13 protein-coding genes are annotated in these 13512 nt (G+C 44.3%); all 13 read right to left on the reverse strand.

Annotation, left to right across the window (positions count from 1 at the left end; translation table 11 throughout):
• Window positions 1-52: 52 nt before the first annotated feature.
• Window positions 53-841, reverse strand: a complete 789-nt coding sequence (gene lpxA / locus ONE56_RS09660; protein WP_041156032.1) for an acyl-ACP--UDP-N-acetylglucosamine O-acyltransferase — start codon at window positions 839-841, stop codon at window positions 53-55.
• A 1-nt stretch (window position 842) separates the two neighbouring features.
• Window positions 843-1295, reverse strand: coding sequence for a 3-hydroxyacyl-ACP dehydratase FabZ (gene fabZ / locus ONE56_RS09665; RefSeq protein ID WP_423839753.1), 453 nt, complete (start codon window positions 1293-1295; stop codon window positions 843-845).
• 170 nt (window positions 1296-1465) lie between these two features.
• The gene (lpxD, locus tag ONE56_RS09670; protein WP_423839754.1) at window positions 1466-2497 is read right to left on the reverse strand and encodes a UDP-3-O-(3-hydroxymyristoyl)glucosamine N-acyltransferase; all 1032 of its coding nucleotides are present in this window, start codon (window positions 2495-2497) and stop codon (window positions 1466-1468) included.
• A 6-nt stretch (window positions 2498-2503) separates the two neighbouring features.
• Window positions 2504-3013 (reverse strand): OmpH family outer membrane protein, encoded by a 510-nt coding sequence (locus ONE56_RS09675; RefSeq protein WP_041156071.1) that lies wholly within the window; start codon window positions 3011-3013, stop codon window positions 2504-2506.
• Between the two features lie 13 nt (window positions 3014-3026).
• A complete protein-coding gene (bamA, locus tag ONE56_RS09680; RefSeq protein ID WP_331437757.1) occupies window positions 3027-5441 on the reverse strand; it encodes an outer membrane protein assembly factor BamA in 2415 nt (804 codons plus the stop codon).
• Window positions 5442-5485: 44 nt separating this feature from the next.
• Complete coding sequence (gene rseP, locus ONE56_RS09685; protein ID WP_423839755.1) at window positions 5486-6844, reverse strand: sigma E protease regulator RseP; 1359 nt, start codon at window positions 6842-6844, stop codon at window positions 5486-5488.
• 15 nt (window positions 6845-6859) lie between these two features.
• Entirely contained in the window at window positions 6860-8068 is a 1209-nt protein-coding gene (gene ispC, locus ONE56_RS09690; protein ID WP_331437759.1) for a 1-deoxy-D-xylulose-5-phosphate reductoisomerase, read from the reverse strand.
• 51 nt (window positions 8069-8119) lie between these two features.
• A complete protein-coding gene (locus tag ONE56_RS09695) occupies window positions 8120-8962 on the reverse strand; it encodes a phosphatidate cytidylyltransferase (RefSeq protein ID WP_041156029.1) in 843 nt (280 codons plus the stop codon).
• Between the two features lie 12 nt (window positions 8963-8974).
• Window positions 8975-9730 carry an isoprenyl transferase gene (locus ONE56_RS09700; protein ID WP_041156028.1) on the reverse strand — a complete coding sequence of 252 codons (756 nt, stop codon included), beginning with the start codon at window positions 9728-9730 and terminating at the stop codon, window positions 8975-8977.
• Between the two features lie 96 nt (window positions 9731-9826).
• The gene (gene frr / locus ONE56_RS09705; RefSeq protein WP_041156027.1) at window positions 9827-10384 is read right to left on the reverse strand and encodes a ribosome recycling factor; all 558 of its coding nucleotides are present in this window, start codon (window positions 10382-10384) and stop codon (window positions 9827-9829) included.
• Between the two features lie 259 nt (window positions 10385-10643).
• Window positions 10644-11375: a UMP kinase gene (pyrH, locus tag ONE56_RS09710; RefSeq protein ID WP_041156026.1), complete on the reverse strand. Its 732-nt coding sequence runs from the start codon at window positions 11373-11375 to the stop codon at window positions 10644-10646.
• 165 nt (window positions 11376-11540) lie between these two features.
• The gene (gene tsf, locus ONE56_RS09715) at window positions 11541-12386 is read right to left on the reverse strand and encodes a translation elongation factor Ts (protein ID WP_041156025.1); all 846 of its coding nucleotides are present in this window, start codon (window positions 12384-12386) and stop codon (window positions 11541-11543) included.
• 132 nt (window positions 12387-12518) lie between these two features.
• Window positions 12519-13247: a 30S ribosomal protein S2 gene (gene rpsB, locus ONE56_RS09720; RefSeq protein WP_041156024.1), complete on the reverse strand. Its 729-nt coding sequence runs from the start codon at window positions 13245-13247 to the stop codon at window positions 12519-12521.
• Window positions 13248-13512 lie beyond the last annotated feature (265 nt).

The raw sequence follows: 13512 nt of genomic DNA on the forward strand, positions 1-13512 counted from the left end.
CAGCCCGGTAGAGGGCGCGATCTTTTCCACTTAATTGATCATCACTTGTATATTAACGAATGATGCCACGTTCCGTGGTTTCTAGAATATCAGTGAAGCGTTTTACAGCCGGCCACTCTTGCGCCATTTCAGCAAGAATTGGTTTCACTTCTTCTAACGTCTTACCAGAGCGGTAGATTTCTTTGTAGGCTTTTTGTAGCGCTCGAATCTCTGGTTTTTCAAAACCATTTCGTTTTAAACCAACAAGGTTCAAACCAAACGGTGTGGCATGGTTACCTTGTGCGAGCACATAAGCAGGCACATCCTGAACCACAGCAGAACAGCCACCGACGTACGCATATGCTCCAACGGTACAAAATGGATGGATAGCAGAAAGCGCCATCACACCGGCATGGTCATCAACGGTTACGTGACCACCAAGAATAGCGTTGTTACCGATATGAGTATGGTTACCAACAACGACGTCATGAGCTACGTGAGCATTCACACACAGTAAATTGTCATCACCAATAACCGTTGTCGCTTTGTCCTGAACCGTACCACGGTGTATTTGCACTGCTTCACGAATAACGTTTCGATCACCAATAACGACCGTTGTGTCTTCACCACCGTACTTTTTATCTTGGTTCTCTTCACCAATGACAGCATGTGGGAAAATACGGTTGTCTTTGCCGATCTTAGTATGGCCTTTAATCACAACGTGAGACATGACTTCAGTACCTTCACCAATTTCCACCGTAGAGGTGATATAGGTAAATGGTCCAACAGTCACATTAGCGCCAATTTTAGCGCCATCTTCAACCACCGCTGCCGGGTGGATTTGGGCGGTTTCATGTATCATATTAAAACTCTCGACGAGCACACTTCAACTCAGCTGAACATACAACTTCACCGTCAACTTTTGCTACACCACTAAATGCAGCAATCCCACGGCGCTCTTTTAGAAATTCCACTTCAATGACCATTTGATCACCAGGCACGACTGGTTTGCGGAATTTAGCACCATCGACACTTGCAAAGTAATACAGTTCGTTCTCAGTTGGCGCACCAAATGATTTAAATGCTAGGAGGCCGGTTGCCTGTGCCATTGCTTCCAGAATCAAAACACCAGGGAAAACCGGTAATTGAGGAAAGTGACCAGTGAACTGAGGTTCGTTAACCGACACATTTTTAATGGCATGAAGGAACTTCTCTTCTTGGAAGTCAATCACTCGGTCGATCAATAAGAATGGGTAGCGATGAGGGAGTAGCTCTCGGATCTCAGAGATGTTCATCGTTTTCTTTTCAGTAGTCAAAGTCGTCTTCCTATATCAATACTTACAACCAAATAAGGTGACACCATATTAGCAAAGTATAACTAGCAAGGTGTATACCAACTTGGCAAAGAATATATTATTAGCTTGTCATTATAGAAGAAAAAGACCCGCATTTCGCGAGTCTTTATAAAAAACCTGAGATTGAGGAATTAAGATTCCTCTTTAGGTTCCAGTTGTTTCTCAACCGCTTTAAGGCGCTTATTCATCTCATCGATACGATGAACTCGAGTCGCGGTTTTACGCCACTCTCGGTTCGGTTGTAACGGTATGCCTGATGAATAAAGGCCTTTTTCTTCGACACTGCGCATCACCATACTCATGCCAGTGATCGCCACACCATCCGCGATGGTGATATGACCATTCAGTACCGAAGCGCCGCCGATCTGACAGTATTTACCAATTTTAGTACTGCCAGCGACAATAGTACCACCTGGCATCACTGTACCATATCCGATCTGCACGTTATGACCGATTTGTAACTGGTTATCTAAGATGACGTTGTCTTCGATGATGGTGTCTTCTAAAGCACCACGGTCAATCGTCGTACATGCACCAATCTCAACACGGTTCCCGATACGGACAGAGCCCAGTTGAGGAATTTTAACCCACTCACCGTTGTCGTTTGCATAACCGAAACCATCAGAACCGATCACCGCACCCGATTGAACTAAGCAATCAGAGCCTAGGGAGACTTCGTGATAAACAGTAACATTAGCCCAGAGCTTAGTATTGTTACCGAGCTTAGCGTTCTTACCGATAAAACAACCCGCACCAATGATGACATCGTCACCCAGCTCGACGCCAGTTTCGATCACAGCATTAGCACCGATTGAAACGTTTTGACCGATTTTTACGTCAGCGGCGATGACCGCACTTGGCGCAATATCAGTTGCAGGTTTTGGCGTGGTATCCATTGCCTGAACCGCACGAGCAAAAGCAACATAAGGGTCAGAAACAACCAACGCATTACCAACGCACTGCTCTTTATGCTCAGCTTTTACCATTACAACGGTTGCTTTACACTCAGATAAGTGCTTGGCATATTTTGGGTTAGACAAGAAAGTGACATCACCTTCCTGTGCTTTATCCATCGGGGCAACACGGTTAACAACGAGAGACTCGTCACCAAATAGATCACCGCCAGTAATTGTTGCCAACTCGGCTAATGTTAATGTATTCATAACGTCTTATTTTAGAGCTTTAATTACGTCTTCAGAGATATTGTACTGTGGTTTACCGTACTGTAGTGCTGAGATGTCAATGACAAGGTCGTAGCCTTTGCTCTTAGCGACTTTTTCTACTGCAGTTTGAATCGTTTTAAATAGTTTCGCTTTTTCTTCAGCTTCGCGACGAGCACTTGCTTTGTCTAGTGCTTGTGCTTTCACTTTGTATTCACTGTCGAGTTTTGCGATATCAATACGCAGTTTTTCAATTTGATCTTGACCTAGAAGCTCGCCATCACGCTGTAGCTTTTCAATTTTCGTTTTCGCTTGCGCTTGAATCGATTTCAGCTCATCGGCTTTACCCTTGAAGTCTTTCTGCATTTTTTGCACAACAACTTCACGCTGAGGAAGCGCTTGAAAAACTTGAGCTGTGTTTACATAAGCAATTTTTTGTGCCGCTTCTGCAGCGTTTGCAAACATTGACGAGCTCAGTACAAGAAGGCCAATTCCAGCCGCTTTGATCATTTTATTCAAAATATTTTCCTCTTTAGAAGGTTCTACCGATAGTGAATGTGAAGAATTCTTCGTCATCGCCATCATATTTCTTAACTGGTTTCGCTAGTGAGAATACTAGTGGCCCCATAGGAGACATCCATTGCAACGCCGCGCCATATGAAGAGCGGAAATTGGTTGGATCTGAGTAATCGTAATAATACTTGTCGCCGTACTCTGCACCTGCGTCACGGTAATCAAACTCGGTATCCCAGACACTTGCCATATCAAAGAAGATACTGGTACGAATTTGACTGCGTGCTTCGTCTGATGCAAATGGCGTTGGCACGATAAGTTCCAGACTTGCCAATGCAACAGCGTTACCACCGACCGAATCTTCGGTTGCGGTATCTGCACCATTGTTTGAGCCTGAGTAGTCACGATACACCGCTCGAGGACCTACCGAGTTGGAACCGAAACCACGCAGGGTTGTAAAGCCACCCGCGTAATAGTTTTCGTAGAATGGGAACAAGTTATCGTTACCATCTGTTTGACCATAACCATTACCGTAACCCAAGCGCCCACGGAACAGGAGCGTAAACTCATGCTTTTCTGTCAGCGGCATGTATTGACGAACATCATACTGAAGTTTGAAGTACTGAACGTCAGAGCCAGGTACGGTCATTTTATAAAACGCACGTTGGTGGTTACCCGCTGTCGGGAAGTAACCACGGTTTAGGTTGTTGCGTGTCCAAGAAATATTGATATCAAAATCATTGGTGTTTAATGCACCTGAGGAATCAATATTGTCCGCCTGAGCCTGCAAGAATTGCTCTACCTGTAAGTAAGGCGATAAGTTACCAATCTTGTTGTGAGTATAGCCGACACCAAATTCAAAACGATTGAGCTCATCAAATGGGAAACCCCACGTTAGGCTCGCACCATAACTTTCGTTGGTATAGTCAACGATACCCGCTTCTGACGCTTCAAATTCGTTGTAAAAGACTTTACCACCCAAGCTCACACCATCTAGGTTCCAGTATGGGTCACGATAATCTAAACTCACGTTCTTTTGATAGTCGTTCATCATTGCGTTAATACCAACGCGATTACCACTACCTAAGAAGTTGTCTTGTTGCAAACCGACCTGGAAGCTCACGCCTGATTCTGTACCGTAACCGACACCGAAGTTCACACTGCCTGAGTTGGCTTCTTTAACTGAGTAAACAAGATCGACCTGGTCGTCACTGCCCGGTACGCGAACCGTCTGAACATCGACTTTTTCAAAGTATCCAAGACGGTTTAGACGAGTTTTACCCGTTTCAATCGACTTCGAATTCAACCAGCTTCCTTCCATCTGACGCATTTCACGACGGAGGACTTCATCTTTTGTCGAGTTATTGCCAGTAAAGCGAATATCACGAACATAGATTCGATTGCCTGGGTCCACATTCACAACGAGAGAGACTTCTTTGTTAGTATCATCAAACTCAGGGATGGTATTCACTTTCGGGTAAGCATAGCCAGCTTCACCTAGCTCACGCTTGATCCCCTCTTCCATCGAGGTGACCAGAGAACCGTTGTAAGTTTCCGCATTTTTGAAAGGCACCATGGCTTTAAAATCGGCGTCTTTACCGATCAGATCCCCACGAAACTTGACATCTTTAACGGTGTAAACGTCACCTTCATCAATGCCAAGAGTGACGTACACACCTTTCTTATCAGGAGAAATGGCAACGTGCGTTGACTCGACATTAAACTTTAAGTATCCACGATCTAGGTAGAAGGATTTCAATGATTCAATATCCGCAGCAAGAACTTGCTTTTGATATTTTTCATCAGCTAGGAAGTTCCACCAAGGCACATCAACATTCAAATTAAAGCGGGATAGCAGCTCTTCGTCTGAAAAAGCCTCATTGCCCACAAAGTTGATTTGCTGAATCTTAGCAGACACGCCTTCGGTAAATACGAACTTCAGATCAGAACGATTACGCGGCAACGGCGTAACCACCGCTTTCACTGTTGCGTTGTACTTACCTACACTGTAGTAGAAGTCTTCCAAGCCTTTTTCGATGTTACTCAGCGTAGTACGGTCGAGCGCTTCACCTTCACGAACACCTGATGCGTTCAGGTTTTCTTTCAGCTGCTCTTCCTTAATCGCTTTGTTACCCGAGAAGGAAATGCTAGCGATGGTTGGACGCTCTTTAACCTGAACAACCAACACATCTCCGTTACGCAGTACTTTTACATCTTCAAAGTTTCCAGATGCATAAAGCGCTCGGATAATCTCTGAAACATCACCTTGATCAATGCTATCACCAACACGTACCGGCATTTTCAATAATGCAGCACCCAGTGCGACGCGTTGCAATCCATTGATCTGAATATCTTGAACTACGAAGTTCTGTGCTCCATTTGCAGACACACTGGTCGCCAGTAAACTTGCAAATAGAATTCGCTTAATCGCCATATTTGTTTTAATTATTCCTTGCTACTGCTGTTGTCTCTGAACTATCACAGACGAGTAAAATCGTTAAATAGCGCTAACGCCATGAGCGAGAAGATGATCGCACCGCCAATGCGGAATCCCATTTCCTGTATTTTTTCAGGAACTGGGCGTCGAATAATGGCTTCAATTGCAAAAAACAACAAATGACCGCCATCCAACATTGGTAAAGGAACGAGATTAATAATCCCTAGGTTAACACTAATCAAAGCGAGAAAACCTAAAAAATAAACCAGACCGTAATCTGCGGTTGCCCCGGCACCTTTAGCAATTGAAATAGGACCGCTTAAATTATTTAGCCCTACATCTCCGACAATCAGCTTCTTAAGCATACTGATTGTTAAGCCAATCACTTGACCGGTTTTGTCCATCGCTTTACCAATGGATTCGAATACACCAAACTGCAACTCAAAGCGATAACTTTCAGGCCATTCTGCGACCTCTGGGGCGATACCCGCGAATCCAATTATCTCTTTGTTAGCTAGCTCACGGCTATCAGGCGTCAGGGTCAAAGATTGATGATAACCTTCACGCAAAACCGTTATTTCCATCGGTGTATTTGGGTTTGAACGAACCGCATCAACCACTTGTTGCCAATCACTGATTGTTGCGCCATTTATCGCAACAATTTCGTCTCCAGGTAAAATACCGGCTTTCTCTGCCGCACCACCCTCAGTCACCTGCTGTATCGAGTTATAGATCTCTGGAGTATACGGTGTAAACCCTAATGAGTGCATCGCAGACTCGGTCTCCGGATCAAACTGCCAATCACGCAGGTCAAGCGTTTTTGTTACGTCGGAGCCGATCTCATCATTGGATGCGACAGTAACCGTCATCAAATCATCACCAATATGAGAAATCAATCCCATATTAACTGATTCCCAATCCGGAGTTTTGATACCTGCAATCGCTTTTAGTTCCATTCCAGATTCAATTCCGGCTTCTGCAACGATCGAATTGGGCGTTATTTGACCAACAACAGGCTTAACCGCGGGTACGCCAATAAGAAACACTAACCAGTAAGCAAAAATTGCGAAGAGGAAATTAAAAATAGGACCCGCTGCAACAATAGACGTTCGTTTCCATAGCGGCTTATGATCGAAGGCCAAATGTTTTTCATTTTCCGGCACATCGTCAACACGGCTATCGAGCATTTTAACGTAGCCACCTAACGGGATCATCGAAACACTATATTCAGTTCCGTCTTTACCTTGCTTACTCCAAATTGACTTTCCAAAGCCAATCGAAAACTTTTCAACTTTGACGCCGCAACGGCGAGCAACCCAAAAGTGGCCGAACTCGTGCACAGCGACCAAAATACCCAGCGCAACGATAAAAGAAACAAGATTCCATAAAATACCAGTCATTAGCGTCGCTCACGTTTAGTTTCTAAGACAATAAATAGTTTCTAGGGCAATAGTTCGTGCCATTCTATCTAGCTCAAGCAAGCTTTCCAAGCTATTCACATTCTCACCTTTGCAGCTTGCACTCATTTTGTTCAAAACTGACTCATTGATACGTCCAATATCAGTAAATTTAATCTGATTGTTAAGAAATGCATCAACCGCCATTTCATTGGCCGCATTGAGAGCCGTTGTCGCATGTTGCCCTTCATAACACGCATCAATGGCTAATTTTAAGCATGGATAACGCGCGAAGTCAGGCTGTAAAAAAGTCAGTTCACCAACTTGTGTAAAATCTAGTGGCTTTACACCAGCATCGACTCGGGATGGGTAAGACATCGTCAATGCAATTGGCGTTGCCATATCAGGCTCGCCCATTTGAGCTAAGACGGAACCATCACGATACTGAACCATGGAATGAATAACAGATTGTGGATGAATGATCACTTTAAGCTGCTCTCGAGCTGCATTAAACAACCATTTCGCTTCTATGTACTCCAATCCCTTATTCATCATCGTTGCTGAATCAACCGAAATCTTTGGTCCCATTGACCAGTTAGGATGAGCAATCGCTTGTGCAGGAGTCACATGCTCCAGTTCTGAGATGTCACTGTAACGAAACGGGCCACCAGACCCCGTCAACAAAATATGAGAAACACCGTGCTGCTCAAGACTGCCATGACCTAAACTGGTCTGAATCTGCTCTGGTAGACACTGAAAAATAGCATTGTGCTCACTATCAACGGGAAGTAATTCTGCGCCATATTTTTCTACAGCATCAATAAATAGTTGACCAGACATAACCAAGGCTTCTTTGTTGGCCAAAAGCACACGCTTACCAGATTTGACCGCCGCCATCGTTGGTAACAAACCTGCTGCACCGACAATCGCAGCCATAACGCTGTCGACCTCTTGCAAAGAAGCAACATGACAAAGCGCATCAACGCCTCCTAACACTTCTGTCTTCGGCGAGATGCTGGCAAGTTCAGACTTCAATACCAGAGCGGCTTGCTTGTCAGCCATCACCGCATACTGAGGTTGCCATCTTTGGCACAATGCGACCATTTTTTTAACGTTCGTGCTCGCTGCGAGCGCAACGACAGAAAACCGCTCCGGATTTTGTTCGACTACTTTAAGTGTGCTCGCACCAATTGAGCCAGTTGCACCGAGAATCGTTAACTTTTGCATGTTGTTAGACCGTTAGAAAGACACAGGAGCGGTGAATCCGCTCCTGATAAATTAGAACACGTAGTATAGAAGAGCAAAGACTGGAAATGCTGCGGTTAAACTGTCGATACGATCGAGCACGCCGCCATGACCGGGGATAATGTTACTGCTGTCTTTTATACCTGACGCGCGTTTGAACATACTCTCGACCAAATCGCCAAGCACCGAAATGACAACGGTGACAAACGTAATAAACACCATATGTACAGGGCTTGTAAATTGGATATCAAACCAACACGCAAATCCCCAGCCCACAATCAGTGCGGTAATAATACCACCAACCAAGCCTTCAATGGTTTTGTTGGGGCTGACATTTGGCGCCATTTTACGTTTACCTAAACTCTTGCCAGTAAAGTATGCGCCACTGTCAGCGGCCCAAACTAACAAACATACGTACAACACCAGTTTCGCACCATAATAAGGTTCTACGCCGATATCTGATGCTCTTAATATGATCACGCTCCAAAGGAATGGTAGCAGGGTTAAAAAACCAAATAGGTGTCGCAGTACCCGACTGTTCTGCCAAACCGTGGCATTTTTAGGATAGGTAATCGCCATTAAGCTCGCGATTATCCACCAGCCAAAACCCAAAGACAGCATCACATAATGTGGCAACGCGAGGTGATTGAGGCTATTTACATCCGGCGAGATGTACACGAAACTGAGTCCCGTAGCCACAAGCGCTGGGACAAGAGCAAAAAGACGAGAAGTACTTCCAGTGAACTGGGTCCACTCCCAAAACCCAATGAACGTTATCGCAGTCAGTGCGATAACAAATCCCATTAGCGGTAATTTAAAAATGCCTAAAATAACCAAGGGAGCTAAAATTAGTGCCGTTATTATTCTTTGTTTCAAACTAACTAGTCCTTATTGAGCAGCCATCAGTGCCTTAATTTGTTCACCAGTACAGCCAAAACGACGTTCACGGTTAATAAACCAGGTGACCGCTTCAACAAGACTGTCTTCATCAAATTCAGGCCAGTACTCTTCCGTAAAGTACATTTCAGCATAAGCCATTTGCCACAACATAAAATTGCTGATACGGCACTCACCACTGGTGCGAATCAATAAATCCACTTCCGGTAAGTCTGCCATAGTCAAATGCTCAGTGATTAACTGCTCATTGATATCTTCTACACGAATTTCACCGTTACGAGCTTTGGTCGCCAGCGTTTTCACTGCTTCTGTGATGTCCCATTTGCCACCATAATTGGCCGCAATGTTAATCACCATACCAGTATTGTTTGCCGTTAGCTTTTCTGCCTCAAAAATTTTATTTTGTAAGCGCTCACTAAACCGGCCAGTATCGCCAATGACTCGTAATTGTAAGTTGTTTCTGTGTAGTTTCTTTACTTCACTCGACAGGACTGAGATAAACAGTTCCATCAAAAGACCAACTTCTTCCTCTGGGCGACGCCAGTTCTCACTACTAAAAGCAAATAGCGTCATGGCTTTAATACCAAGTTTTGAAGCTGCGGCTACTGTTTTGCGAACCGCATTGACGCCTTTTTTATGGCCAAATACGCGAGGTTTTCCTTTGGACTTCGCCCAACGACCATTACCGTCCATTATGATGGCGATATGCTTAGGGAGGGAATCAGAGAAGGATTGAGAATTTTGCATAGGGAGTTAAATGAGTTCCATCAGTTGGACAGATTAACATAAAAAAACGCTGAGCTGCGAGCACAGCGTTTTCCAACAGTGATGTAGGTGGGAGTATTAAACTTCCATCAACTCTTTTTCTTTTGCAGCAAGAACTTCGTCGATCTTCTTAACTGCAACGTCAGTCAGTTTTTGAATTTCTTCTTGCGCTTTACGATCTTCATCTTCAGAAATTTCTTTGTCTTTCAACAGCGCTTTAAGATCGTTGTTTGCATCACGACGGATATTACGCACAGCAACACGACCGCCTTCCGCTTCACCACGTACAATCTTAACGAGATCTTTACGACGTTCTTCGGTTAGCGGTGGTAGAGGAACACGAATAATGGTGCCAGCAGACATTGGGTTTAGACCAAGATCTGACATCATGATCGCTTTTTCCACTTTTTGCGTCAGCTCTTTGTCGAAAACTGTGATTGCAAGAGTGCGTGCATCTTCTGCAACAACGTTTGCAACTTGATTTAGTGGAGTTGCAGCACCGTAGTACTCGACAGAAATACCTGACAATAGGCTTGGGTGTGCACGACCTGTACGAACTTTAGAAAGGTTGTTCTTTAGCGATTCTACGCTTTTGTCCATGCGCTCTTGCGCGTCTTTTTTGATTTCGTTAATCACGGTTTCACCTTAAAAATGTCATCTTTCCTAAAGAAAGGCTTATACCAATCACCTTAAAATAAGTGATCAGATATAGCGTAGGACAAATGCTTGAAAACAAGGCACAGATTTTGGAAAAGTAGTGACACTTATCATCCAAAATTGTAACGCAGTTATCGAGTATTTTAACAAGCTAGAATGAGCAGTTATTTACTACGATTAGTATTATAGGGTTGAGCAAGACTCAACGCCACCCAACATAACTGAGCAGCGTATCGTATTATGCGTCAGCGTTGATCAGCGTACCTTCAACTTCACCCATTACCACGCGGCGTAATGCACCTGGCTTATTCATGTTAAATACACGGATAGGCATTTTATGATCTCGAGCAAGAGTAAACGCTGCCAAATCCATCACTTTTAGCTCTTTATCCAGAACTTCAGCGTAAGATAGCTTATCATACAGTTCTGCGTCTGGGTTTGCTACTGGGTCAGCAGTAAATACACCATCAACTTTCGTTGCTTTTAGCACGATATCTGCTTCAATTTCGATACCACGCAGACATGCCGCAGAGTCCGTGGTAAAGAATGGGTTACCAGTACCCGCAGAGAAGATAACTACGCGGCCTTGACGTAGCTCACGAATCGCATCCGCCCAATTGTAGTCGTCACACACGCCTTTTAGCGGAATGGCAGACATAACACGAGCATTAACATAAGCACGGTGAAGCGCATCACGCATAGCTAGGCCATTCATAACCGTAGCAAGCATGCCCATATGGTCACCCACGACACGGTTCATACCTGCTTCTGCAAGGCCTGCACCACGGAACAAGTTACCACCACCGATAACTACACCAACCTGAACACCCAGTTCAACCAGTTCTTTCACTTCTTGCGCCATACGGTCAAGAACCGCAGGATCGATACCAAAACCGTCTTCACCTTGAAGAGCTTCACCACTTAGTTTTAATAAAATACGTTGATACGCTGGCTTAGGGTTCGTAGTCATGGAGTTTACCTTCCAAAGAGAGTTGTTGATTAACAGTCATGAATAAACACAGTTACAATAAACACAGTCACGCTGAATCCATTCATCACGGTTAATCGATTACTTATTGGTCATAAAAAGACCGCAGCCTTGGCTACGGTCTTAACTTTATGCAATCTCTAAGGATTAACCTTTTTGAGCTGCAGCAACTTCTTCAGCGAAGCTCATTTCTTCTTTCTTCTCGATACCTTCGCCTACTTCTAGACGAACGAACGTAGAAACTGAAGCGCCTTTTTCTTTCAGCATTTCGCCAACAGATTTCTTAGGCTCCATGATGAACGCTTGACCTGTTAGAGAGATTTCGCCAGTGAATTTCTTCATGCGGCCAACAACCATCTTCTCTGCGATTTCAGCAGGCTTGCCTTCGTTCATTGCGATTTCAACTTGAACCGCTTTCTCTTTTTCAACTACGTCAGCTGGTACGTCTTCTGGGTTAACGTACTCTGGCTTAGAAGCAGCAACGTGCATTGCAACGTGCTTAAGCGTTTCTGCATCGCCTTCGCCAGCAACAACAACACCGATTTTCTCACCGTGACGGTAAGAAGCAAGAGCAGTACCTTCAACGTACTGTACACGACGAATGTTGATGTTCTCACCGATTTTAGCAACTAGTGCTACGCGAGTGTCTTCAAATTGAGCTTGTAGCTCTTCAACTGATGCTTTTGAAGCTAGCGCTGCAACAGCAACTTCTTCAGCGAAAGCAGTGAAGTTACCGTCTTTAGCAACGAAGTCAGTTTGGCAGTTAACTTCAAGAAGAACAGCAACGCCGTTTTCTTCTTTGATGATGATTGCGCCTTCAGCTGCAACGTTACCAGCTTTTTTAGCTGCTTTCGCTGCGCCTGATTTACGCATGTTTTCAATTGCTAGTTCGATGTCTGCGTTTGCTTCTACAAGCGCTTTCTTACATTCCATCATGCCAGCGCCAGTACGCTCGCGAAGTTCTTTAACTAGAGCAGCAGTTACAGTTGCCATTCTGTCTTCCTCGTTTGATTCGAAATAAGGTAAAAAACAGGGGCCTAACATTGTCGGCCCCCATTACTAACTATAACTTAGTTTATGCTACACAAAGGTTGCATGTAGACTAAGTGTGACTTAGAGCCGCTATTATTCAGCTTCTACGAAACCGTCTTTTTCAGCAACTGCAGCTACGTCTTTGTTACGACCTTCAGATACCGCTGCACCAGCAGCGTTTAGGTATAGCTGTACTGCGCGGATAGCGTCGTCGTTACCTGGGATGATGTAGTCAACGCCGTCTGGGTTAGAGTTAGTATCTACCACAGCGTATACTGGAATACCTAGGTTGTTCGCTTCTTTAATCGCGATGTGTTCGTGATCTGCATCAATTACGAATAGAGCGTCTGGTAGGCCGCCCATATCTTTGATACCACCAAGAGATTTCTCTAGCTTCTCCATTTCACGAGTACGCATTAGAGCTTCTTTCTTAGTTAGTTTATCAAAAGTACCGTCTTGAGATTGAGCTTCTAGCTCTTTTAGACGCTTGATAGACTGACGAACAGTTTTGTAGTTAGTTAGCATACCGCCCAACCAGCGGTTGTTAACGTAGTATTGGTTGCTTGCAATAGCAGCTTCTTTAACAGCTTCAGATGCAGCGCGCTTAGTACCTACGAATAGAACTTTACCTTTTTTCTCACCAACTTTAGCTAGTTCAGCTAGAGCGTCGTTGAACATTGGTACAGTTTTTTCTAGGTTGATGATATGAACTTTGTTACGAGCGCCAAAGATGAATGGCTTCATTTTTGGGTTCCAGTAACGAGTTTGGTGACCGAAGTGAACACCAGCTTTAAGCATATCGCGCATTGATACAGTTGCCATTTTAAAATCCTCTATGGGGTTAGGCCTCCACATCCCCCATAATTCCGACTAAGCTTCTGCTCAGCACCCCGGAACATGTGACGGAATGTGTGTGATTTAAAGATAAAAGTTTGTTGGATAAAAGCATGCTTCGCCGTTCAGTATTCTCTGAACGAAGACAACACTCCTCTATTCCGGCGCGCTTTATATCATATTTTAGCGTACTGTGGCTAGAAAAATAATTTCTTATCCTTGTTAATTGAGGGATATTTACTTCCTATAATCT

Source organism: Vibrio mytili (genome assembly GCF_049563345.1).
In the GTDB taxonomy this organism is placed as follows: domain Bacteria; phylum Pseudomonadota; class Gammaproteobacteria; order Enterobacterales; family Vibrionaceae; genus Vibrio; species Vibrio mytili.

Bases quoted from the DNA above. Each gene is read 5' to 3' on its own strand.
- rpsB (WP_041156024.1), bottom strand. From the start codon at position 13,247: ATGGCAACTGTATCAATGCGCGATATGCTTAAAGCTGGTGTTCACTTC.
- ispC (WP_331437759.1), bottom strand. From the start codon at position 8,068: ATGCAAAAGTTAACGATTCTCGGTGCAACTGGCTCAATTGGTGCGAGC.
- ONE56_RS09700 (WP_041156028.1), bottom strand. From the start codon at position 9,730: ATGCAAAATTCTCAATCCTTCTCTGATTCCCTCCCTAAGCATATCGCC.
- bamA (WP_331437757.1), bottom strand. From the start codon at position 5,441: ATGGCGATTAAGCGAATTCTATTTGCAAGTTTACTGGCGACCAGTGTG.
- rseP (WP_423839755.1), bottom strand. From the start codon at position 6,844: ATGACTGGTATTTTATGGAATCTTGTTTCTTTTATCGTTGCGCTGGGT.
- pyrH (WP_041156026.1), bottom strand. From the start codon at position 11,375: ATGACTACGAACCCTAAGCCAGCGTATCAACGTATTTTATTAAAACTA.
- lpxA (WP_041156032.1), bottom strand. From the start codon at position 841: ATGATACATGAAACCGCCCAAATCCACCCGGCAGCGGTGGTTGAAGAT.
- lpxD (WP_423839754.1), bottom strand. From the start codon at position 2,497: ATGAATACATTAACATTAGCCGAGTTGGCAACAATTACTGGCGGTGAT.
- tsf (WP_041156025.1), bottom strand. From the start codon at position 12,386: ATGGCAACTGTAACTGCTGCTCTAGTTAAAGAACTTCGCGAGCGTACT.